This is a genomic window from Mesorhizobium sp. M1006 (assembly GCF_040318825.1).
Classification (GTDB): Bacteria; Pseudomonadota; Alphaproteobacteria; order Rhizobiales; family Rhizobiaceae; genus Mesorhizobium.
In genome coordinates, this window is record NZ_JAMYMZ010000002.1 from 185,894 (window position 1) to 207,392 (window position 21,499).

Genomic DNA, 21,499 nt, shown 5'->3' on the forward strand with positions numbered 1-21,499 from the left:
TCAGAAGGGAGAAGCGCAGCATGAATCATTATGCGGGATTGGATGTGTCAGTGACCGCCATTTGCATTATCGAGGAAACAGGCCAGATTTGCCGCGAGATAAAGGTGGCGAGCCATCCGGAGGATCTGGCACGGGTGCTCAAGGAGCCCAGCTGGTGGGTTGAGCCGGTTGGGCTTGAAGCCGGGCCCTTGTCGCAGTGGTTGTTCGAAGGCCGGCCAGGGCCGGCCTGCCGGTGATCTGCATGGAGACCCGCCACACCAAGGCATTCCTTAAGGCGCAGGTGAACAACCGACCGCAATGATGCCCGCGGCATTCGCAGATGCGCAGATGATGCGGGTCAACCTGTTTCCCCCGGTGCATGTGAAGACCCTCACGAGCCAGAAGCGCCGGGCGCTGCTGACCGCCCGCAAGCTCTTGCAGGAAAAGGTCATTGCCGTTGAGAACGATCCCCGCGGCTTGCTACCGAACTTCGGAGCGGCTGCATCTCGCGTTCGAAGCCGCGCGGCTTGCATTCGGCGTACGGGACACGCACATCGCGGATTCCAGCCTACATGCGTGAGCCGGTCGCGGGGCTGCTCGACAAGGGCTGCGAGGAAGCTCGCGAAGTTGCTTGATCCCGGCAAGCGCGTGCCACTGCCGAAGTCGCCGGCGCCGTCGAGCGACACGATCTATCTCATGGTAGTGGACCGCGACTCCACGACGCCACACTTCTGACTGCGCAGCGACGGCTGATCGGCACAGGCGGCCCGACATCCCCCCAACCCGGACGCCTGCCGCCTGTGCCAGCCCCCGCCAAGCCATTGCGAGCATCTGCGCAAGTGCCCAAATTGTCGTTAGCTTCGCATCCGAATACTTATCCGGGCGTACATATCTCGCTCTTGCACGCCGTCCTTTGGCTAATTCGGACGACCTTCGTCAGTCCATCAAAAGCACCACAGCGGGATGCAGCTTCTTCAGATTCGGCAATGATTTCGATTGCCAGGGTATGTCTGGCGTTCCACGCACGACCAGTCGAACATCGGGATGCTTGCGCACCTCGATGGTAAATTTCGCGAGCAGGTTGATGCCGGAAGAGTTTAGAAAGTGAAGATCCTTAAGATTGAGCGTAATGGAAGCGGGATTACAGGCAAGAACACTGGTCGCCAACGCCGAGATAGGCGCACCGGCCTCGGAACTGGCAAGCCGCATTGCACCGTCGAAGAAAATTTCGCTTCCTTCAGTCCACACACGGTAGTCGTCTGTCTTGATTTCCATAGCCGGGGCTTCGTTTCTTCTAGTTGTGAATTTGCGAGATCGGAATAGAGGCATATGTCTCCACGCAAAGCCGATCGCTTTCGTCGGCGGCGCTGAATATCCAAGCCAGGCGTGCGCCGTAGTCGCTCATCAATGTCAGCAATCCAAGTCCGGAGCCTGCCACGTCGGGATTGGCGGCATTCTTTTCAATTCGCTGTATCAGCAGGTCCATGGGATCGCCGACCGTGAGATCCGCCAGGAGACTTTGGAATTTAGAGGCACCTTCACCATCCACGTCATTCGACACTTTGAGCTTGAAGCACGCCGAATCCATCGACGCCTCGATCAAGATCTCACCTGGTGCGCGAAACTTGACCGCATTTTCGATGAGTTCGTTGACCAGATATCCGATACTGTGCCGCACTTCTATGTAGTCATTGCGGGACGACCGGAAGCGCAACGCGAAAAGATCGGCGATGAAGTCCGCGGTCGTGGCACAATGACGCCAACTCAAGTCGAGAGGTCCGTCGAACAGCCGCACGCGACTGGCGCTCTCCTTCATCCCGGTTGCAATGTCAGGGGTACCGAACAGCGTTGTCATGGCTATTTGTGCCTTATGATCACGAGGGTGATGTCGTCGTGGATCTTCTGGATCCCGATATGGGCCATCAGATCGTCGATGATCCCGGTTTTGATATCCTCGGCGCTGCTGCCGTGACGTTTTTGTGCGCTCTGGCAGAGGCGCTCGAACCCGAACAATTCTCTGTCTTGGTCTTCGGCCTCGGTCACCCCGTCTGTGTGCAGCACGATCACGTCGCCGCTCCCGAACAGGATGTCACGCGTGGCAATGAACTTCGATATGTCATTCTCCAAGCCAACCGGCAGACCCAGATCAATTGTATCGATACGTTCAACTTCCCCATCCGCACGCACGACGAGAACGTCCTCATGCTGGCCGGATAGCGTTACCCGCTCATCCTCGAAGTCAAGAAAGGCCAACGAGAGATGCTTGCCGGTGTTCGTCCGCTCGATGTTCTTGTAGATTGCCCTGTTCAATCGATCCAGAAACTGGTGCGGGTCCCCATCGTTGGTCTCCTGCAGCGCACGTGCAACAGATTGGACCATCAGCATCAGCACGCCGCTCTCGAGACCATGACCGGTGACGTCGCCGATGCCGATCTTGACCCGTGGCCCGTTCTGCAGGACGTCGTAATAGTCGCCGCCGACCTCGTCGGCCGGCCGCATGTAGGCTGCGATCTCCAGCCCCGGAATCGCTTCGAGTTCGAACTGTTTCGGCAGGACCATCATCTGGATCTGTCTGGCGACCGCGAGTTCAGCACCAAGACGAACGTTCTCGTCCTGCAGCTTTTCGTTGAGTGCGGAAATCTCCTGATTTGCGTCCCCAAGTTCCCTGGTTCGTTCGTCGACGAGTTGCTCGAGGTTTTCGGTGTGAAAGCTGATCTGCTCAGCCATGCGGTTGAAAGCGACCCCTGCCGCTCCAACTTCGTCGCGCGTTGGGATGCTCACTCGGACTGAATAGTCTTTGGACTGGAGCCGCTGGGCGGCGCTGGCAAGCGCCCTCAGGCCCGCGGTGATCCGCTTCGAAATTCCGAGCACGGCGGCAAAAACAATCAGAAGCGAAACGACGATCGCCGCGATCTGAAAGAGCAGGATACGGTCGGTTGCACGGGAAATACTCTTCTGCGCGGCGAATAGGGATGCATAGATCTCTCGTTCGGGAACGACGATCCCGACCGACATTATTTCGGACTTGATCGGTCCCGAACTCCACAGATTGGTCGGCTTTAATCTTTTGAGGACAACAATGTAGGGTACGCGTTCGCCCTTGTCGGCGAGCATGACATGCTGAATTACACCGTCATTGTTCCGGTCGAGAGGCAGCGACGCGATAGCCGGCTGCGTGCTTCCCCGCAGGGACCTCTCCAGGCCGGTGACGCCCTGGGTGCCCGCATCGCTCGATGAAGTCAGGCCGATGATTGCCTGGCCTGACGGATTGATCGCCACGACGTTGCCAGTCGACATTGTGAGAAAGCCGAACCCGGTCTCAGCGATCTTCACACGTTCGACGACTTCCGCGAGTTGATCGAGAGTGATGTCTGCTCCCGCCGTACCAGCGACACCGGTGCGATCGCGCGTCCACAGCGGGTGGAAAAAGCTGACGATTAGCTTTCCCGTGATCGCATCGGTGTAAGGCGCTGTCTGGGTGATATCGTCAGAGACCGGATGTGAGGCTGGATCCCTGGCCCATTGCTGCCATGACCCATAGATTCCCGGAAAGAAAAACTCCCAGAACTCTGCCTTGTTGTGGCCTGGGTAGAGCCGGTCGAAGGTCTGTGCCTGGTCCGTATACGGTACCGTCCTGAAAATCGGCCGTTCCTTTGGACCAATATAATACATTTGCAGCTTGGACGACCCGCTGGCCATGAGCGTCGGCGCAACGAGGTCCAGCACGGTGCTGTCTTCTATTTCCTGCTGAACGCTTGGCAGCGGACTGTGGTCGGCGCCCAGCAGGTAGCCCCAGACGCTGACCACGGAAGGCGCTCCCGGCAGGTTCTGCGCCCAATCGCCCCGCGAGTCGTAGACGACCTTCACGGAGCCCGGCGCCTCCTGTGAAAGCGTGGCTCCGAGCTGTTGTTGCCTGCTTGGATCGTCGATCTGGGCCTGCAGCACGCCGGCCAACGCCTTGACGTCCCCATGGACTCGATCGAGCAGCAGGTCGACGCTTAACGCTGTCGATTCGGCATAGGAACGAATGTATTCCTGGTTTGCGATCGTCAGGCCCTCACCGACTTCGGATGTGGCGTCGCGCGACAGCTTTTGAACATTCCAAAGCGCCAGGCCACCGCTCAAAAGGAGGTCGAACAATACTGCGCCGCCAACGACCAATACGAATTTCGCTCGAAAGGAGCGCAGGCCGAATCGCGGTGTAGGCTCATGGTCGGCTTTCATTGCGGCCGTCGCCCCGATGCGACCCAGATCGGCCACCCCGCATAACCCTTGGGGTGGAGCGCAGCGAAAATATGATCCTCGAAGCCCTGCCGGAAGCGCGCGACGAACTCCGGTCCATCGCCGCGTCTGGTCGCCATCTCGCCCGCATAGACGTCCGCCCAGGCCGCAATGACATCGGCGAAGTCCTGCGGATCCCCGTCCAGGTTAGTGACCATGAAGGTCTCCACACGGATGTCTTCGAATCCGGCTTCGATCAGGTATCGCCGGCTCTTGGGCCCAAGCTCGACATCCATCTCGAAATGCCCGAACAGCTTCGCCACCTCGTTGTAGGTCCAACGAATGCTTTCGGCGCGCGGCTCGCCGAGGCAATGCGAATTCTTCTCGTTGGTGATATAGACCCGCCCGCCTGGCTTGCAGATGCGGTAGAGCTCCTTGAGGATGAGTTCAGGTCGATTGAAGATTTGAAGGGAATGTCGGCAGGTGACCAAGTCGAACTGCGCTTGGTCGAGCAGCATCTCCGACGCATCGCCATAAGTATATTCGATGCCCCGAATGTCGAATTCCCGCATCACTTGTCGAGCATAGTTCAGGCTGGATATGGAGTGGTCGAGGGCGACGATCCGCGATGGCTGGAACTCCTTCTGGGCGAGCACGGCGAAATCACCGATGCCGCAACAGACATCGGCCATGACGATTCCGGGCCTCATGCCGTGTCGCGGCAAGATTGTGCGCTCGTGGCGCCAAGTCATCTTTGTCTGAGTGCGCAGGATGGGTACGAACCCGCCTTCCTCAAGAAAACCCTGCCCCGGATAGAATTCAGTGTCATACTCTTCAACCGTGATGTTCGGTTCGATTCCGCTCAGGCGACCGAATTTTCGCGAGGTCCATCCGACGACACTTGAGGTGATGACCACGAATTTGAGATCGGGTCGAGCGCGACAAGCGTCGATGATGATCCTCGAAAAGCTGTGAAACGCAGCGTTGTTCATCTGCGTCAGGCGCCTGACATTGAGGTAGAGAACGCCGCGCACATGGCCGATCGCCTCGCGGAGCAATGCTATGCTCGGCCCAAGCTCATCCATCGCCTGAGGGCGGACCACTCCCGAAATGGAGAACTCCTGGTTGTTGGCGTCGTATTGCGCCTTGAAGCGCGGGAGAAGGTCGTAAGGGCTCAATGTTGCAAGCCCTCAAGCGGAAGGTCCACGACAAGCTTGATTGCATCGCCGTCGGCGTCCTCGATCCAGAGTGTCGCGTTGTAGTCAACAGCCAATTCCAGGAGTACGACCTCGCGGCTGGGCGCGAGATCCCCAGACACCGAATTGAGATACCGCTCTCTGGCCTCCGTTCCTACGAACTGCGACACGGCTTCTTCGTAGAATTGGCGCTCCTCTGGCACGCAAGGAAATATTAACTCGATCCTATCCGTCGCGCCATGGCGAGACACCCTGCATGCCAGTTCGCCGTCGGCATGGCGAGTACGAAAGGCGACTTCCAGCAATTCGTTGAAGGCAGAGGAAAAAAGATTTGAATGGTGGACCGAGTCTGACCTGTTTTGACTGATCATCCGGGCCACGTATGTCGAGACATAATCGCAATGCTTCCAAGCGGAGATAAAAGCTTTGATTTCCATGTCGATCTGGATCATCGGCTCAAAAGTCGGCTCGCCAGCCAGGTCATGATGAACAGGTCCCATCGGCATCCTCACTTGTTCCATCAGTATTGAGCTCTCGCGGGGTGATGGCCTGCGAGATGAAAATTTCTCCGCGCCCGTAATGAGTCTGTCTCGCATCCACTCGAAGAATTGCGCGGTATCTGCGTCGATCGTTCTAGAAATCTCCGCCTCACCATTAACGAAGGCCGCAAGGCGCTAGAGCGCTTGTTTTGATTCCTCCATCGCGCGTACCACCCTCAGCGAGGACCGCCTGATGAAACCGCTGATCGCCTCGGCTCCAAGCGGCTTTCCCAGGAAGTTGCCTTGCAGGCAATCGCAATTCTCCTTGATCAGCCACCGTGCCTGTGCCGCGGTCTCGACCCCCTCGGCAGTGACATTTATCCCGAGGCCGTGCGCCAGATTCATGATCGATCGCACGATCGTTTGGCTTTTGAGATCGGTCTCCAAGTCCGCAATAAAGTACTGATCTATCTTCAACGTATCGAAGGGAAAATTTTTAAGGTAGCTCAACGATGAATAGTATGTTCCAAAATCGTCCAGCGATATTCGTATTCCCAGGACATTCAGCGTATTCAATGTGTCTATATTGTCGATCGTCTTCTCAAGTAGAACCCTCTCGGTTATCTCAAGTTCAAGTCTGTCGGCATCAAGCCCAACTGCGTCAACAATCTGAGCGACGGTGTCCGTCAGTAAACCGCTAAGGAACTGAGCCGGCGACAAGTTCACTGCGACCGTCAGCGGGGAAGGCCACGTCAACGCCTGGCGACAAGCTTCCTCGAGCACCCATCGTCCAATCTCGTCCATCAGACCGTCGGCTTCGGCGATCGGTATGAACACGTTGGGTGGAATGATTCCGACCTCGGGGTGCCGCCACCGCAGCAGCGCTTCGAAACCGGTCACTGACGAGGGAGGCTGAATGAGCGGCTGATACTCCAGATAAAGCTCGCCGTGCTCCAGCGCGGTTCGAAGGCTGCGCCTCAGATTCTCGCGTTGCTCGAGCAAGAGCAGCATCGAACGGTTGAATGTTCGAGCGCAGCCGCGTCCATCTGTCTTGGCCGCGTAAAGAGCAATGTCAGCGGCTTTCATCAACTGTTCGCCGTCGGTCCCGTGCTCCGGCCCGAAAGCAATTCCGATACTCGAGCCGACGAACACGGGAATGCCGTTGATGACGAACGGGTCCTTGAACGCGTCGACTAGAGATCCGGCGAGGCGCTCAGCCTCTGCTGGCTGCTCCTTTCCCAATTGGATGACAGCGAACTCATCGCCGGCATACCGGTATGCGGATTCGCCGTCCTGCAGCGCGTCGCGGATACGACCCGCCGCGAGTTGAAGAAGAGTGTCGCCTGCTCCATGGCCGAGCGTGTCATTGACCGCCTTGAAATCGTCAAGGTCGATTTGCAGAAGGGCGGCTTTCGGCTTTGATCCGCCGAGGGCCGCCATTGCCTGCTGGAGCCGCTCGCCGAATCGCCGCCGATTCTGCAGTCCAGTCAGCACGTCGTGCGTCGCCTGATGAAGCAGAACTATATGCTCTTGTTCCTCCGCTGCGCTCCGCCCGCCGTCCTCCCTTAGTTCGATGATTCCCGCACCATTTGCCGTGGTGAACACAAAAACGGACCGGTGCGCTCCGCCCGATGTTCGCGGCAAGTCGATGCTGGCCGGAGAGCCGCCCTGGAACACACGAAGAAATTCATCGCGATGGCTCGTATCGAGAAAGCTCGGGTAGATCTCCCAGACGGCGGCGCCCGGCGCTACCGCGCCTCCGTACAAGCCTTTGAGCCTGGCCGCGTAGTGCGTCAGGCGAAAGTCACGGTCATAGAACGACAAAAGTTCGGTCGTGTTCGCCAAAAGGTCTGCGAAAACCCCATCGCCGACACGTGCAGCGTCGCTCGATGAAGGCCCCTCACTCTCCGTGCCGACGCCTGAAGCCTCTGAGGGCAAGGACCACCTCCATAGGCGGTGCAGACTCGCGCCCCCCAATCTAAAAATAGCATAACTGTCAAGCTTGGCAAACTTTCAAATCGCGCTCTTAATAAGACCCCCCACAGCCTAGTTCCATGTATGCTGCGCCGTGATTGGCGGCAAATTATCGATAACGATGAACCGTCACAGTTCGTTAACAAACCGTGAATTGGCGAGAATCAGCTGTGTGACTGATGCGCAGTTGGCGCGACACGAAGATATTGTGGTCCATGAGGCGGCGTGACCTTCGCCGCCCCGGGCCACCCCTCTTCTAAGTCCGCCCAATCAGCTTCGCGATCCTGTAATCAGTTTCCGAGCGCCTTGAGCCAACCTTCAAAGGAAGAGGCCTCCTGGCCTCCGGCATGCGAAACAGAGTGGGCGGGGCGCGGCAATACCACAGTACTGCGGCCTTCGCGGGGGCTGTAACCGAATTCCTTGCTGAATGCTCGGCTGAAATTAGCCGCTGAACTAAACGCAAAGGCCTCAGCAATTTCAACAATGCGCCGGCTGTCCGCAGGATCGCTAAGCGCAACATGGGCTGCCATAAGGCGGCGATTTTGTATGTAATGGAGAACGCCACCGCTCGGTTCGAACACCTGATAGAGACGAGAGCGCGATACGCCGAGCGCCCGGCACATTGATTCCGGTGTGAGACGAGCTGCATCCAAATTGTTTTGGACGTATCGACGCGCTCGCTCCATTAGAGCGACGCTCCTCAATTGTTCGGCGGCCGCAGCCTGTTCGGCCGGAGGCCCGACGCAGGCAATGATCATGCTGCGTGTTACGTGCACGATGCGGGAGAGATCTTCAGCGGTGAGACTGCGCAGCCTTGCTTCGATGCTGTTGAGGTAGTCGACCAAGAGGTTGGCAAAGTTACCGGACAGAATTGAATTGTTCTTTGCATCAAGGGTTGACGCCGCATCAGAGAACAAATCACGCGGCAGATAGAGAAAGAGACTTTCCGAGTCCGTTACCCTCCCGCGAAACGGATAGCCAAGTGATCTGATCTCCAATTTGCCCGGTCGGTTTTCCGCAACGCGGCGATCGATCTCCGTCCACGACCGGCCGGTGCGAGGCAGGACGATATACCAGTGATCGATCGAACTGGAGCGGAGCTTCGCGGCGGAACGCATGAAGCTATGTGCCGGCGCGCGCTGTTGAATCATCAGCATGCCACCGAGATTCCAAGCCGTGTGGTCGGCGGGAAAGCCATCGTTCAACGATTTGTCATCCGGCAACCTTACCTCGACAAGCGGCGCCATATGCGCTTGCCAAGCGGCGAACTGATCCTCCGGCGCCAGTTCCAGCGTTGAAAAGCGCAGAGGTTCGAACGCCGGCGCGGGCGAGGGAGCGTCCTCATTGTGGGATTGACCTTCGCGTGGCCAACGACGCCGATCACGGTCCCGCGGCTGCCCCGCACGGACCTCGTCTTGCCTCTTAGTGTCCATCGCGTGGTGCCATATCCGAATCGGGTATGCCCATGCCCCTCTCAATCATGTGGTGTACTTCGGGCATCTGGCAAGACTGGTGAACTCGAATCGACTGAAACGGCGATCATGCTGGATTACGGCAAGAAATGCATTCCAAGATAAGTTTCTGGATGTGCCGCCAACGACACTCTTCAGCCTGGTGCCTATAGAATCGGGCATCGTGGAATATTAGTTGAGGAGACCACCAAAATGGCCACTAGGCTCAACAGCGAAGCTCGTCGGAGGATAATTCTGGATGGATACGGTAACAACGAGCCGTTGAGAAATATTGCGGCAAAGGTCGGATGCTCACTGGCGAGTTTGAAAGTCACCGCCAGCAAACTCGGTTGCACTCGAACTCCGAAAGAGGCAGCCGAATTTCGGCGCGGATTTCACGTCCCGGAAAACAAGCGGCAGGATTACTATAGACTTATGATTACCGGACAATATAAGGCCCGTGAGTGTGCGCTTATGCTAGGATTAATAAAGGAGCAATCAGGAACCAAGTAAGTCATTCCTGGTCACTGCAGATGACAATGTCATTTTGACAGCCACCGCTTCAGCGGTTCATCAGCAAAAAGCCCGCCGCAAGCACGGTAGCGGGCCCTGAAAGGTTCGCACAGATGCTGCCTCGGCATTTCAATCGCACCTGCCTCAGCCCTCATGATCTGGCTATTTGCGAACGCGTGTTCGATCAGGTCTGCGCGGATGAGCATCTCGACCCTTTGGACCCGGCGGCCGAAATCTTGACAGTAATGGTCGTAGCCATTTTTCGAAATGCTCACACCACCGAGCGCGAACTACTTGCGGCTGTCAAGTCTCATTGGGAAAAGGCTGCGGGAAGGCGCGTCGCATGAATTCGTTCAATCGCGACGCGCTGTTGCCAAGACACCGGACTTGAAAACCTCGGCGGACACGGGTTCACAGTTCAATACTATTCCCTCCAGCGGTTGATATTTGCTTCGGGAGATCGTTTTTGGTGCAAGCGGACCTGCTGTCGCGGAAGTCTCGATTGCTGCCATCTTGGCGCAAGCGAGTGCGCCGATGGTTTCGCGGCTATCACCTAAGTCGCTATTCGGTCGCGTCCGTCTCGCTTTCGTCATCGATCGAGCACCGGCAAATATGAGCTCGTTTCCAGACATTCTCCCAGACCAGACATGCTCCCAGAATGGTCTCACGACTCTACGAGCCGGACTCGAAACTCGGTTACGCACGACGCGGAGCTGCCATGCGGCGAAGCATGAGGCCGATCGAGGCGATGAAGATCCACGCCTCGGCGCTGGCGATGGTCGCCTCGAAGTCTTTGGCGATGACAACGTCCCAGCCAGGCGAAAGTTCGCTCGAGGACCCATCGTCGTGGCAGCACCTCAAAGCCGTTGGCCGCGTCGGAGCGCTTGATGATTTCGATGGTCCATGTACCGAGATTGGCCAGAGCCTGCGACAGTTTTTCTCCGGCATAGCCGCCGTCGGCGAATAGATGGCGCAACCAGGGATAAGGCCGTCGAATGGAGGCGATGACGCCGACTGCCCCATCCCTGTCCTGGATGTCGGCCCGACCAAGTGTCCCCTGATGCCCCTTCCGGTCTTTGACCTTCTTGCCGGCGTCGTTACCGCGCAAACCGGCAACGTCCGTGGTCTTTGCCGATTGGCTGTCGATGACACCGGCGCTCGGGCTCGCCTCGCGACCAACTGCAGGCGTGCCGCAGCCACCAAGTGCAAGTTGATGGTCTTCCACAGCGCGTTGTCCCGCCAGGCATAGAACTAGCGTTGAACCGTCGAAACCGGCGGGAACCGGTCCGGCAATGCCCGCCATTGGCAGCCGGTCCAGGCGATGTAGAGAAGCGCGTCCACGACCGCCCGAAGTTCTGTCGTCCGCGGTCGTCCCGTTGTCTTCGTTCCCGGCAGGAACGGCTAGATCAACGCCCATTCCCTGTCCGTCAACGCGTTTGCATCTCGCTGCCCGGCGCGGCAATATCGCCGGCGGGCGGTCTCCGTCCAACCCATGTCGTGATCCCGTTCAAGTCTAGACAACTCAAACGAATCACAACGGACGGGGCCACTCAACCGCTTCCACCCCCCTCGGCATTCGTCTCCACAGTCGATCTCGGCCAGCAGTGTGCGTTGCCGAATTGGAGTTCTTTCGACCGCGCATGCTCGGTTGAATTCGAGCCTTGCCGCCGGAGGAACAGGTTCTTGCCCGTGCCGTAACCAAAGGTCGCAAATGATTATCACTTTGAACAGCCCGGTGGGACGGCATCGCTGTCAGAACCGGACATCGGACCCTTTCCTTAGGCGCAATAACTTTGAAACAAATCCTGCCGGCAAGCGTTCCAGCATAGCGGGCGGGTTGCCGGAGGACACAATGCCCGACCATGACATCGTCATTCCCCAAGACCACGACGCTTCGCCACTTCGGGAGGAGGAGTATTATGTCGTCTGCCCGGCGTGCGGCCAGGCGTTCGATATCAGGTGTATGGCAGAAGCGCTTCATCACAACGAGCTGGGCCACGAGCCCTACGACCTCGACTCGTAGTCTCGGCAATTAACGACGAACGTCGACCTGATCGAGACCAACACCGAGTTCTCGCTCATCTGGCCGGCGTTGCCGTCCGGTCGGCCTACAACGAATCCCCGTCGCCAGGGCGGAGCTTCGCCGGCACGCTATGTCGTGACAGACACCTTGCGGGCTTTCAGCGACAACTTGATTGCCGTTGCGGGCGCTGCCGATGCGGTCGTTGCCATCACCGACCGGCATGGCCGTCAGTGACCGGGTTGTTAACCCAGGGGGGCGCTTACTCCACCGCAATATGTCGCGCAGTTCCCTCGTGACGCTCCGAAGCAGACCTTTGCCGGCATCGCGGGCCGGGACGAACATGTGATCTCAAAATGCGTACGAACCGGAGCCTATCGCTATTGAAATTGCTGATCGGCGAACAGGCGCTCGTTGCAGAGAAAGGTTACGATCGATCGCGATGCCCGCGTGCCTTCACGCGAATGCACATGCTACGCGTCTTGGAACGGGCGGGCCGGCTGTTGCCGAGAGCGGACGCAGGTGAAGCGCGCTTGCGATCGCCCGAATCTGACTTGCTTCACCAGCAACCCGGAAGACGCCAGGGACACGCTGCGCTGGACGCGTGCCCTAGCCGTCGAGCTCCCATCTATCGGACGGCGCCGCACCCTTGGGCTGTTCAAAGGCGCTTGCATCTTCCCTGCGCCGACGCTGGCAGTGTATCCGGAGCGTCAACCCGCCGAAGTCCGGTTGCGCTTTCTCAGCCGAGTAATCGCCGACTTGTCGACAGTGATCACCCCGCCGCAGTCAATCCGCACAGTGAGTTTGTTCGCCCCGCGATCGACGCGCGTGACGTCCCCAACAAGAACCACTCTGTCACCGGCCCGGACTTTCGGTGGCGGATCAATCGTATAAGGATGGTCATAGGAAGGAATGCTCACCCTGGCGCGCCCACTGGGGAGAATCGCGATGACGATACCTGCCAGCGCCACCTCATCGCCGACCTCAAATTCGCGAGGCATGTTAACGTGCAGCATGGTCTTCCTCCCGATGCCTTCCTAATTCACGCTTTGCTAAATTAATGCCCGGCCAACCAGGTTGGTTGCTTGCAATCGACTTCGTACGGTTCCGCACAATCCCAAGCTGGTATGCACTCCCCAGTTGGCCTCGGATCGGCCTTGTGCGTCAAAATTCTGCAGAAACGGTTTGACGTTCACGATGACCTTGGCGCGCCCGCCACACGGTAGCGGAGCGGCGGACTTCATCGCAGTCCGGCGATGGCCATAAACGCTGAGCGTGAAGCGGAAATGAATCTTTCGCGTTCAGGTACATCGTTCTGGCCAATTCGAGGAACGCCACGCCGGAAGCAGGAATCGTGTGCTGTTCCCAAGCTCCCTCGGAAGGGAAGTTGACTACCCGCCCACCGTTAGTCTAGGTCCAGCCGGTGCGTTCCAAACGTCATAGAAGCCGGTCGATGGCTTTACTGCCACGCGGGTTATTGGAGCCGGATCATCGATGCTGGTGTCGTGCGCCTACGCGCACGTCGAGTTCGGTTTCATGCATGGGAACTTCAAGGCCAGCGACGTCATCATCGAGCAATGTTCAGCCAAGCCACATGTTGTTCGCAATCAGTTGCACATGGAAGGCTCCGATCGAGGTGACATCTCAACACTGGGGCAACCGGACAGACGCTGGAAAACGGCCCCAGCTTCAAGGCTAGAACAATGCCATTAGCCTTGTGCCCTTCTTCGCGCCACGCGTCGAGCCATTTGGCGAGCTATCCTGAGTTCGGGCAGCGTTGGTTGCCACCAGCCTCGCTGCCGTTCCGGTAATCCGGCAGCACGCCGAGCGGGCCATGTTCTAATCAATTCAGCCAACGTCGCCGGACGCCATCGGCCCCCAGACGTGGTCGACGTTCGCCTCGATCAAATGCGGATAGAACACTGCTATCTGCGAGGCGTCGACGACTTCACCCGAAATCTCGGTGAAGACCACGATACCGTATTGCTCCGTTGCCACGGCACGGCCAAGCCTGGGTAAATCGTCTGGGGGCAGTGGATAGCGACGTCGCCTGCGTTCGGCATACCGCAATCTGGCGGCTTTATATTCCTCGGAGTCTTTGGACGCTTCTCGTCGCCGTTTCCTCTCCTCCGGTTCTGCGCGGCCTGCGGCCCTTTCGATGCTTGGCCAATGGCGCTTCAACTCCTCGTACGAGCGGAAAGGCACCCTCCAGGCCCGCAGTTCGTCGTCCCAGCTCGCCCATGGAACGGCTAGCAGTTCCTCAAGAACCGTCCGTGAATAGGGCGTGCGAATGCGCAGGTCGTCCGCGATTTCCAGATACCGGCTCGACAGGGGATCGAAGGCGAAGGCATCCCGTCCCTTGCTGTCATCATGTGCTGCTCGTAAATCGGCCTCTTGCGCAAGCCAGCGCTGGATGCGCCGCGCTGCAGTCTTTCCTGGCACGAACCAGGTTCTCCGCTCGTCACTCCACCTGGCGCGCGGGAATGTCTGTCGAAACCGCTCAACCGCCGCACGATCGTACGGAAAGCGCGCTTCGGCACCAGGAGCTGTCTGCGGTGCAGCAGGGGCGTCGGATTTTTCCATCAGATTGCCAAGCACAGCATGCGCGCAAACAACGCGGTGCAGCTCATTTGGGTCCAAGAACATCAGAACGTATAGTCAGACCTGCAAGAGGAAGCCGATGAGGCGATCAGTGAAACTGCTCAACACGCTAATGTGGCGAAACCTTCGCCGCGCTGGACCGTTTATTTTGCTCCAGGAGAGGTCCATCCATGCCCAGAAGAGATGCAAAAAACCCAACGGCCAGACGGCCAACGAGCCCTCGTTCGCGTCCCCTGAAAGGCGAGGAGACGGAAGTGAACCACATCGTCGAAACGCAAAGTATATCGCCTGCCCAGGCGCGAGAGCTTGTGCGGCGCCACGGAAACGATTGGCGTAAGATCGATGAAGCCGCCAAGTCTTACAAGGACGACAGCTAAGCACTTCCGAGGCGGGGCTTGAGGTGACGAATGACCACCGTCGCAATCTTGACGTAAACGCTGTCGTCAACTGCCCAATGACTGCATACGAATTACTGCTCCAGGAATTTAAGACGCCGAACGAGAAGTCCCTATGATGCCCGCAACGATGCTGGTTACGGCGCCTCACGGGCAAGAACGCATCCGCTCCCGCCGAGGCGACAGCGAGCGAACCCGCCGGGGCTCACCTCATACGCAGGCCGAGCGCAAGTTCGCCCCGATGGCACAACTTCGCGCTTCCACCAGTGAAGGATCGCCGCCGCGTTTCCAACGGGTCTCGGCGCCGACGCGCCAGAAATGGAGTTCGAGGCGATTTTTGCCCTGGCGCATGTCGTTCAAGGTGAGTTCCTCGATCCGGTCGGGCAGCCCGGGATCGATGTACAGCTTGCCATTTGGAGCATCGGGCTGGAAGCCGATGCTCGCCTGCAGAAGCGAAAAGCAGGATCCGGCCGCCCATGCCTGCGGAACGTTCGCTCCCTAATACTGCACCGGGAAAGTCGTGGGCGTTCGCGACAATCCGGCGAACTGCTCTGGCATTCGGTGTTGCATAAAGTAGATTGCGGCGCTGCTCACGTCGCGAGAGAGGCAACAGGTTTCCGCGAAAAAGCCATAGCGCCGCAAGCCGAGCGTGATCAGCCCGTTGTCATACGGCCATACGACCGATAGCAGGACGGCGAGCCCGCGTCGCCGGAGGATAAGAACGACGCGGGCCGATCGGAGATATCCGATCTGGCAGCAAAAATATGAGGGAAAGAGTTTGCTGCGTGGGCAGAACTTTTCCTGCGCGCCGGTGTTCCATCGCGTAAGGAAAAAAGCCCGCCGCACAGTTTGATGCGGCGGGTCGATCAAACGCTGTTGCACCGAGCGGGGGGCTCGGGGTCGGGCATGCCCGGTGTGCGCGGACCACGCGAACTTTAGATGCACCAGCTGCGATGCGTCCACCAACCGACGGTTGGAGTTTCATTCCGAGAGCTGTCTCACAGTGCGAAGCGGGCAAGTAGTTTATCGGGAACCCAGCCTTGGCACAGCACGTTGCTCAGTTGCTGACCTTCGCAAAGGATGCATGCAATGGCGAAAGACATATCTCGCGAGGAAGAGCAACGCGGCACCGAAAAAGTTTTCTTCTGGGGCGCCGCAATCGCCCTTGTCCTTTTTGTGTCTTTGGTGACCATGGCCCTCATCGGAAGGGCCTGATCTGTTTCGACAGTAGAATTGGACCGGCGGGCGCGCGAGGTCTCGGTGGGCTTAGGGCGAAGCCGGCCGCTCCCATCCGCCGTTTGTCGTCTCGATCGCCAGTCGAGCCACAATGCACTGAATTCACAAAATTCATTGCGCGGGTCACAACCTGCAGCAAAACTGTCCCAATCCAACCCGATCGGCTGTCCTTCGCTGGAGGAAGAGCTACAGGCCTAACTTTTCCCGGAGTGCACCAATGCGTTTAGAAGCTTCCGCCTTGCTAAGGCCGTCGGCATAGGCGTCAGGGTCGTCGGCCTGTTCGGCCAGAGTTTTCAAATATGAGGCTTGTGCGGGAGTCATTGGGTCATCTCCGCTGACCCAATCTTCCGGGTCTTTTCCGACATTTGCCGATGCCTCGATTTTTGGGTTATGCCGGTCGCCCATGGTCAATCTCCCTTGATTGATCAGCACAATAAGAAACGATCATGATTTGTTCCGCCACATTTGGTAGGCTTTCTCAGACCGTTTGCAGGGCTGCTCGTCAGCGACCTGGTCAGTGTGTGGGATCGGTCGGAGTAACGTCGACGCTGGCCGGGACCCGGACAACACGTCGACTGCGGCTGGATGGTGGTTCCCGCGCCGGACTGGCAGCCATATCCTGCTCTGGTCGCCAACGGCGCTGACACAGCCTCCGGTCTCAACAATCAATTCTTTGCGGGAAGGGAGAGACTCGGCGTGCCTCACTCAAACTGTCGCAACCAGCAGGGGTTGCCCTCGCGGATCGAGACCCCCCGCCCAGCACTAGCGATGGCCTGCCGCTTTAGGTAGTTTGTCTCATCCCATCGGCGGACTTCGATATTGGCGCGGATCATGAAGATGCCTGCTCGCCGATCAGGCGGGCATATTCCGCCTCCGGCTGGCCATATGAGCTGTTTGCCAAGGTGATGAGACCAGTTCGATCACGGACGATGACCTCGCCACGATTTGACCTGATCAGACCGCGGCCTTCCAGCATTTGAAGTGCCAGGGTGACGCCCGGCCGTCGTACACCCAACATGACCGACAGGAATTCATGGGTAATCGGCAGCCGGTCGCCTTCTATGCGGTCGTTGCACATGACCAGCCATCTTGCCAGCCGTTCTTCCAGTTTCAAACGCGCATTGGCGAGGGCGGTATAGCTTGCCTGGATCCACGCGTAGTGCACGTACCGCAGCAGAAAAAGCCGCAGCGTCGGGCTGTCGGAAAGCGCCTTTGTGAATGGCTCGGCGTCCATGCTGGCAACCTCGGCATCCGCTTGAATGTAGCAGTCGTGCGGCGATCGATCGCCGCCCATGATCAGCGCCGAGCCGGTCATGCCCTCGAAACCAATGACTATAACTTCGGCGTCGACCTCCGGCCGGAGTTTCGCCACCATCGAGCCGATCCCGGTCTCAAAGAAGTAGACGGCCTCGATAGCGGCGTTTGCGGTTTCGAGCTGCGTCCTCAATGGCAGAAAGCTGCTGTGAAGGTGAGGGCTGAGCAATTGAAGATCGGCCGGAGACATGCGCCGCAGCAGTTCGTTTCTGTATACAGGCTCTGGGCTAGGAATTGGCTGTGGCGCCCGATCGCGGTCTTCTGAGTATGCGAGGCCAATTTTGGAGGTGTTGGGGCTGCTCATGGCTCCCTCCCGAATTGGGGCGGAAGCACGATGCTCGCTCACAGCCGGCGATGCCCTTAATGTTTATCACCGATCAAAGCAGAGTACGCCTTTCAAACCGGCGAGTCCCGACAATTATCCGTCGGTCGATGCGGCATGTCCACCTCTCCGGGCCTCCGCGCCCCTGTCTCATAGCAGAGGAACAACCGCACTCGCATCCGTTCGGCACCGCCAGAACCGTCGGGCTGAATGTCTCTTCGGTGCCGCAAATGGAGATGTTGCATGGCTCGATCCGTAGAGCACGTTTTCAAAGACCATCTGAGGCTGCGTGCCGCCGGCGATCTCGAGCAGAATCTCAGGCGCAATTATGCCGACGTCGTTCTCTTGGCCGCGAATCCGAATCTGGTGGGCCGTGATGCCGCGCGCGTGTCGTCCAAATACCTGCGCGGCCAATTGCCCGAACGGGAGTTCAAGTACCTCTCAAAACAGGTTCGCGGTCCCACACACTGCTGATCTGGTCTGGCATGGTTGGAAAACGCCCCTGCTTTCGAAGCAATCGCCATCGATGAAAAAGGCGGACCGTTGCGGCTCGTGGTTCCCGATCCGCGTATTTTTGCTGCTCACAATTCTGGGTCTCAAAACGAGCTGATCGCGAGCCAGTCAAGCGCGGTCGTGACTTGGCCCAAGCGCAAGTGATTGTCCCGCTGTCGACGCAGTATCTCGAGCATCTCACCCACCAAGCAAGCGAGCTTCGGGCCCTCCCAAGGGCTGTTTTCGACGAGGCCCATCATCTATTCGTGCAGCCAGCGTCGCGGCCGTGAATGTCTGAGTTACAAGTTGGCCGGCTGGATTGGCCCTCAACTTCCAACCCATCCAAGACGCGGCCCAGCAGCGCCAGATCGGAAGGACGAAAGACGCCAGCTTGCTCTGCTTTTGGACCAAGTTGGCATGAGGCTCCTTGATGCAGGCCCAGCCGACAGGCCGAAACTAATTGGGCGCTATTACAGGTTCAAGCTGGAGACAGCCGATCATCTTACAATCTCGTGCTCATGCCGGTTCGATATCCGTTTGGCCGAAGTCTTTGCCGATGAAAAGCAGCGGTTCGTCTGCACGCTTTGCCAAAGCATAGGAGAGGCAATCGGCAAAATTCAGCGCCGCCGGGTGGTGGCCCTTGCCGTAGGTCAGCCAACCCTGGGTCGCAAGATCAACCAATTCGGAGTCGACAGGAATGATGTCGGCCTCGATTTTGCGCAGCCAAAGATCGATCTCAGCCAACGCGTGTTCGCCGCGCCTGCTGACCATCACCATGCGTGCCTCGAGCACGCAGGTTGCCGGGATCAGACGGATTGGGTCGGAGACCAGCGCTCGTTCCAGCCTTGCTGCCTCAGGCTCGCTCCGAAGGATCGCTACAACAGCTGAGGTATCGATCACCATCAGTTAGGGATTCCATGCTCGTCATACCCGATGATCTCCTCGTCGCTGCGACTATCCAGTTCAGGCAATCGTGCCACTCTTTCTCGGATGGCGTGCAATTCTGCCAGCAAACGCTCCTGAGCGGTCTCTCCAAAGCCCAAGCGGTGCAAGCGCTCGCTAAGGGCCTGATGAATGGCTGCTGTCTTACTGATACCCTGGCGGCGTGCGAGTTCATCGGCGAGAGCAACGGTGGCTGGATTTTTGATGTTCAGGGACACGAGAAGCTCCAAAAATCTACCTTTCTGGCAATTTCTACCACAGTTCTCTAGGCTCTTCAACATACCTGCTAGCCTCGCCTACCCGCGCCGGATTGACCACGACAATCGCCAGGCCGACGTCTGCCAAGCGGCGACCGCAGTCTCCCGAAGCTGCCTGTCGACTCCAATCCGACGACGGCCGGCGAGGAACTCTACCGGGGCCGCGGTAAAGAGCGCTCCGGCAGCGGTCCATAGAGGGTGAAAGCAGTCCCTTCATCCTGTCAGACGCACCTAACGAGCCGCTGATCCTCCGTCGCGATGCCACCTCTCGAATATAGCCGCCTGTTCTGCTGGAGCGGCGATGGCCAGTCGGGCACCGGGTTGCTGAGCTGTCGCGGTCGCGGCACCGCATTTCGCAAGTCTCTGCACGTCATGCCACGATCGCCGGTTTTGCTTGTTGCAAGGCCGGCGCTCCTGCCTTTTCTAATGATCCCCGACCGCGGCAAGAACCAGTTCGTGGCGAGAAACGGGGACCCGCATGGCGACCAACTATCATGCCAGTAAGGGAGCGGTATCGCGCGGCGCGCGCATGCTGCGCACCGCCCTCGGCCCGGCGGTCGCAGGCTTTCTTGACGATCCAGCCATTGTCGAGGTGATGCTCAATCCCGACGGTCGCCTGTGGGTTGACCGTCTCAGCGAAGGACTCGCTGCAAGCAATGAAACACTGATCGCGGCAGACGGCGAACGGATCGTCAGGCTGGTCGCGCACCATGTCGGTGCGGAGGTGCATTCGGGCTCGCCGCGCGTTTCGGCTGAACTGCCCGGGACCGGTGAACGGTTCGAGGGCCTTTTGCCGCCTGTCGTCACGGCACCAACATTCGCCATCCGCAAGCCGGCAGTCGCGGTGTTTACGCTTCAAGACTATGTCGCTGCCGGCATCATGACCGAAGGCCAGGCTGACGTCCTGCAGCTTGCCGTGGAGACACGCAAGAACGTGCTGGTGGCCGGCGGTACATCGACGGGCAAGACCACGCTCGTCAACGCGCTTTTGGCGGAGGTGGCTAAAACCGCCGAGCGCGTCGTGCTGATCGAGGACACACGCGAGTTGCAGTGTGCTGCGCCCAATCTTGTAGCGCTGCGCACAAAGGATGGTGTCGCCTCGCTGTCCGATCTGGTGAAGTCATCATTGCGGCTTCGGCCCGACCGCATCCCGATAGGCGAGGTACGGGGCGCCGAAGCGCTCGATCTGCTGAAGGCCTGGGGCACCGGCCATCCCGGCGGCATCGGCACCATTCACGCCAATTCTGCCATTGGCGCACTGCAGCGACTGGAACAGCTCGTACAGGAGGCCGTCGTCACGGTCCCGCGCGCGCTGATAGCCGAAACCATAGACCTCGTCGCCGTCCTCGCCGGCCGCGGCTCCGCGCGCCGGCTCGTCGAAATCGCCTTCGTCGACGGGCTCGATGCGCCCACCGGTGACTACCGCACCCTGGAAGCAAATCTCGAGACCACAATGACCGTGAATCACCACTCGCCCTTTGGAGCTTCAGAATGACCCCGATCCGCTTCAATTCATCGGCTATCCGCAAACTTGCCGTGGAGCTGTCGTATGCGACGACCGCCGCGATCATGACGATTGCGCCCGCCCATGCTGCCGGTTCCTCCATGCCCTGGGAGGAGCCGCTTCAGCAAATTCTCGAATCGATCGAGGGGCCAGTCGCCAAGATCGTGGCGGTGATCATCATCATCGTCACTGGCTTGTCGCTCGCTTTCGGCGACACATCGGGCGGATTTCGCCGGCTGATCCAGTTCGTCTTCGGGCTGTCGATCGCTTTCGCGGCAAGTTCGTTTTTCCTGTCATTTTTCTCCTTCGGCGGCGGGGCGCTGATCTGATGGAGGAGGAAGTCCTTGGCTTTTTCGCGCCGGTGCATCGCGCGCTTACTGAACCTATCCTACTCGGCGGCGTGCCGCGCGCGGTCGCCATCGCCAACGGCACCCTGGCAGGCGCGGTCGGATTGGGGCTTCGTCTGTGGGTCGCGGGGCTCGTCATCTGGGCGGTCGGGCATCTCGCCGCCGTCTGGGCGGCAAAGCGCGATGCGCAGTTCATCGACGTGGTTCGCCGGCACCTGCGCTATCCCGCGCATTTCGGCTGTTGAGGTTTTTCGCC

Annotated in this window: 20 protein-coding genes and 4 pseudogenes; 10 read left to right on the forward strand and 14 right to left on the reverse strand. The window is 58.8% G+C overall.

The annotated features are described in order from the left end of the window. Nucleotides 1-20: 20 nt before the first annotated feature. Nucleotides 21-492: pseudogene (locus tag NKH60_RS02535) on the forward strand (transposase); the annotation flags it as partial. 423 nt (nt 493-915) lie between these two features. On the opposite strand, the gene NKH60_RS02540 reads toward NKH60_RS02535, so the two are convergent. The 8 genes and pseudogenes from NKH60_RS02540 to NKH60_RS02575 all read right to left on the reverse strand — a co-directional run bounded on the left by NKH60_RS02540 (nt 916) and on the right by NKH60_RS02575 (nt 11,307). Continuing rightward, on the reverse strand, nt 916-1,254 hold the full coding sequence (locus NKH60_RS02540; RefSeq protein WP_352450368.1) for a slr1659 superfamily regulator: 339 nt from the start codon (nt 1,252-1,254) through the stop codon (nt 916-918). 19 nt (nt 1,255-1,273) lie between these two features. Further along, nucleotides 1,274-1,834: a slr1658 superfamily regulator gene (locus NKH60_RS02545; protein WP_352502889.1), complete on the reverse strand. Its 561-nt coding sequence runs from the start codon at nt 1,832-1,834 to the stop codon at nt 1,274-1,276. 2 nt (nt 1,835-1,836) lie between these two features. Next, the gene (locus NKH60_RS02550) at nt 1,837-4,203 is read right to left on the reverse strand and encodes a SpoIIE family protein phosphatase (RefSeq protein WP_352871018.1); all 2,367 of its coding nucleotides are present in this window, start codon (nt 4,201-4,203) and stop codon (nt 1,837-1,839) included. After that, entirely contained in the window at nt 4,200-5,378 is a 1,179-nt protein-coding gene (locus NKH60_RS02555; protein WP_352502887.1) for a methyltransferase domain-containing protein, read from the reverse strand. Before NKH60_RS02555 ends, NKH60_RS02550 begins: the two co-directional genes overlap by 4 nt. Further along, the gene (locus NKH60_RS02560; protein ID WP_502902741.1) at nt 5,375-5,896 is read right to left on the reverse strand and encodes a ubiquinone biosynthesis methyltransferase UbiE; all 522 of its coding nucleotides are present in this window, start codon (nt 5,894-5,896) and stop codon (nt 5,375-5,377) included. The genes NKH60_RS02555 and NKH60_RS02560 overlap by 4 nt, the downstream gene beginning before the upstream one ends. A gap of 174 nt (nt 5,897-6,070) precedes the next feature. Then, the gene (locus NKH60_RS02565; protein WP_352871020.1) at nt 6,071-7,720 is read right to left on the reverse strand and encodes a putative bifunctional diguanylate cyclase/phosphodiesterase; all 1,650 of its coding nucleotides are present in this window, start codon (nt 7,718-7,720) and stop codon (nt 6,071-6,073) included. Nucleotides 7,721-8,139: 419 nt separating this feature from the next. Beyond that, nucleotides 8,140-9,282 (reverse strand): helix-turn-helix domain-containing protein, encoded by a 1,143-nt coding sequence (locus tag NKH60_RS02570; protein ID WP_352502884.1) that lies wholly within the window; start codon nt 9,280-9,282, stop codon nt 8,140-8,142. Nucleotides 9,283-10,509: 1,227 nt separating this feature from the next. Next, a pseudogene (locus tag NKH60_RS02575) lies at nt 10,510-11,307 on the reverse strand (IS5 family transposase). A 358-nt stretch (nt 11,308-11,665) separates the two neighbouring features. On the opposite strand from NKH60_RS02575, the gene NKH60_RS02580 reads away from it, so the two are divergent. After that, entirely contained in the window at nt 11,666-11,836 is a 171-nt protein-coding gene (locus NKH60_RS02580; RefSeq protein WP_352835412.1) for a hypothetical protein, read from the forward strand. 707 nt (nt 11,837-12,543) lie between these two features. Here NKH60_RS02580 and NKH60_RS02585 read toward each other — a convergent pair. Together NKH60_RS02585 and NKH60_RS02590 are read right to left on the reverse strand one after the other, a co-directional pair. Beyond that, nucleotides 12,544-12,849, reverse strand: coding sequence for a hypothetical protein (locus tag NKH60_RS02585; RefSeq protein ID WP_352502882.1), 306 nt, complete (start codon nt 12,847-12,849; stop codon nt 12,544-12,546). Between the two features lie 693 nt (nt 12,850-13,542). Further along, nucleotides 13,543-14,416, reverse strand: a pseudogene (locus NKH60_RS02590) (hypothetical protein). A 272-nt stretch (nt 14,417-14,688) separates the two neighbouring features. Between NKH60_RS02590 and NKH60_RS02595 the strand changes: the two are divergent. From NKH60_RS02595 to NKH60_RS02605, 3 genes are all read left to right on the forward strand, one after another. Then, complete coding sequence (locus NKH60_RS02595) at nt 14,689-14,811, forward strand: hypothetical protein (protein ID WP_352871023.1); 123 nt, start codon at nt 14,689-14,691, stop codon at nt 14,809-14,811. Nucleotides 14,812-15,147: 336 nt separating this feature from the next. Continuing rightward, nucleotides 15,148-15,516, forward strand: coding sequence for a hypothetical protein (locus NKH60_RS02600; protein WP_352871025.1), 369 nt, complete (start codon nt 15,148-15,150; stop codon nt 15,514-15,516). A gap of 402 nt (nt 15,517-15,918) precedes the next feature. Then, the gene (locus tag NKH60_RS02605) at nt 15,919-16,044 is read left to right on the forward strand and encodes a hypothetical protein (protein ID WP_352835406.1); all 126 of its coding nucleotides are present in this window, start codon (nt 15,919-15,921) and stop codon (nt 16,042-16,044) included. Between the two features lie 207 nt (nt 16,045-16,251). Here NKH60_RS02605 and NKH60_RS02610 read toward each other — a convergent pair whose 3' ends face one another. After that, nucleotides 16,252-16,470 (reverse strand): DUF3072 domain-containing protein, encoded by a 219-nt coding sequence (locus NKH60_RS02610; RefSeq protein WP_352835403.1) that lies wholly within the window; start codon nt 16,468-16,470, stop codon nt 16,252-16,254. A 424-nt stretch (nt 16,471-16,894) separates the two neighbouring features. Further along, on the reverse strand, nt 16,895-17,569 hold the full coding sequence (locus NKH60_RS02615; RefSeq protein ID WP_352871188.1) for a Crp/Fnr family transcriptional regulator: 675 nt from the start codon (nt 17,567-17,569) through the stop codon (nt 16,895-16,897). A gap of 375 nt (nt 17,570-17,944) precedes the next feature. Here NKH60_RS02615 and NKH60_RS02620 point away from each other — a divergent pair, with 375 nt between their 5' ends. Both NKH60_RS02620 and NKH60_RS02625 read left to right on the forward strand, forming a co-directional pair. Further along, nucleotides 17,945-18,175 (forward strand): hypothetical protein, encoded by a 231-nt coding sequence (locus tag NKH60_RS02620; protein WP_352871027.1) that lies wholly within the window; start codon nt 17,945-17,947, stop codon nt 18,173-18,175. A gap of 15 nt (nt 18,176-18,190) precedes the next feature. After that, nucleotides 18,191-18,483, forward strand: a pseudogene (locus NKH60_RS02625) (GSU2403 family nucleotidyltransferase fold protein). Between the two features lie 226 nt (nt 18,484-18,709). On the opposite strand, the gene NKH60_RS02630 reads toward NKH60_RS02625, so the two are convergent. Both NKH60_RS02630 and NKH60_RS02635 read right to left on the reverse strand, forming a co-directional pair. After that, a complete protein-coding gene (locus tag NKH60_RS02630; RefSeq protein WP_352871029.1) occupies nt 18,710-19,096 on the reverse strand; it encodes a type II toxin-antitoxin system VapC family toxin in 387 nt (128 codons plus the stop codon). Beyond that, nucleotides 19,096-19,353, reverse strand: coding sequence for a type II toxin-antitoxin system VapB family antitoxin (locus NKH60_RS02635; RefSeq protein WP_352871031.1), 258 nt, complete (start codon nt 19,351-19,353; stop codon nt 19,096-19,098). The genes NKH60_RS02630 and NKH60_RS02635 overlap by 1 nt, the downstream gene beginning before the upstream one ends. Nucleotides 19,354-19,870: 517 nt before the next feature. Between NKH60_RS02635 and trbB the strand changes: the two genes are divergently transcribed. From trbB to NKH60_RS02650, 3 genes are all read left to right on the forward strand, one after another. Further along, nucleotides 19,871-20,887, forward strand: coding sequence for a P-type conjugative transfer ATPase TrbB (trbB, locus tag NKH60_RS02640; RefSeq protein WP_352871033.1), 1,017 nt, complete (start codon nt 19,871-19,873; stop codon nt 20,885-20,887). A 74-nt stretch (nt 20,888-20,961) separates the two neighbouring features. Then, entirely contained in the window at nt 20,962-21,225 is a 264-nt protein-coding gene (locus NKH60_RS02645; RefSeq protein ID WP_352871190.1) for a TrbC/VirB2 family type IV secretion system protein, read from the forward strand. Further along, a complete protein-coding gene (locus NKH60_RS02650) occupies nt 21,225-21,488 on the forward strand; it encodes a VirB3 family type IV secretion system protein (protein WP_352871035.1) in 264 nt (87 codons plus the stop codon). The genes NKH60_RS02645 and NKH60_RS02650 overlap by 1 nt, the downstream gene beginning before the upstream one ends. Nucleotides 21,489-21,499 lie beyond the last annotated feature (11 nt).

Excerpts from the sequence above, each read along its gene's own strand:
- NKH60_RS02650 (WP_352871035.1), top strand. The coding sequence starts at position 21,225 with ATGGAGGAGGAAGTCCTTGGCTTTTTCGCGCCGGTGCATCGCGCGCTT.
- NKH60_RS02645 (WP_352871190.1), top strand. The coding sequence starts at position 20,962 with ATGACGATTGCGCCCGCCCATGCTGCCGGTTCCTCCATGCCCTGGGAG.
- NKH60_RS02550 (WP_352871018.1), bottom strand. The coding sequence starts at position 4,203 with ATGAAAGCCGACCATGAGCCTACACCGCGATTCGGCCTGCGCTCCTTT.
- NKH60_RS02545 (WP_352502889.1), bottom strand. The coding sequence starts at position 1,834 with ATGACAACGCTGTTCGGTACCCCTGACATTGCAACCGGGATGAAGGAG.
- NKH60_RS02560 (WP_502902741.1), bottom strand. The coding sequence starts at position 5,896 with ATGGGACCTGTTCATCATGACCTGGCTGGCGAGCCGACTTTTGAGCCG.
- trbB (WP_352871033.1), top strand. The coding sequence starts at position 19,871 with ATGGCGACCAACTATCATGCCAGTAAGGGAGCGGTATCGCGCGGCGCG.
- NKH60_RS02585 (WP_352502882.1), bottom strand. The coding sequence starts at position 12,849 with ATGCTGCACGTTAACATGCCTCGCGAATTTGAGGTCGGCGATGAGGTG.
- NKH60_RS02620 (WP_352871027.1), top strand. The coding sequence starts at position 17,945 with ATGGCTCGATCCGTAGAGCACGTTTTCAAAGACCATCTGAGGCTGCGT.
- NKH60_RS02605 (WP_352835406.1), top strand. The coding sequence starts at position 15,919 with ATGGCGAAAGACATATCTCGCGAGGAAGAGCAACGCGGCACCGAAAAA.
- NKH60_RS02540 (WP_352450368.1), bottom strand. The coding sequence starts at position 1,254 with ATGGAAATCAAGACAGACGACTACCGTGTGTGGACTGAAGGAAGCGAA.
- NKH60_RS02580 (WP_352835412.1), top strand. The coding sequence starts at position 11,666 with ATGCCCGACCATGACATCGTCATTCCCCAAGACCACGACGCTTCGCCA.
- NKH60_RS02615 (WP_352871188.1), bottom strand. The coding sequence starts at position 17,569 with ATGTCTCCGGCCGATCTTCAATTGCTCAGCCCTCACCTTCACAGCAGC.
- NKH60_RS02570 (WP_352502884.1), bottom strand. The coding sequence starts at position 9,282 with ATGGACACTAAGAGGCAAGACGAGGTCCGTGCGGGGCAGCCGCGGGAC.
- NKH60_RS02600 (WP_352871025.1), top strand. The coding sequence starts at position 15,148 with ATGGAGTTCGAGGCGATTTTTGCCCTGGCGCATGTCGTTCAAGGTGAG.
- NKH60_RS02610 (WP_352835403.1), bottom strand. The coding sequence starts at position 16,470 with ATGGGCGACCGGCATAACCCAAAAATCGAGGCATCGGCAAATGTCGGA.
- NKH60_RS02630 (WP_352871029.1), bottom strand. The coding sequence starts at position 19,096 with ATGGTGATCGATACCTCAGCTGTTGTAGCGATCCTTCGGAGCGAGCCT.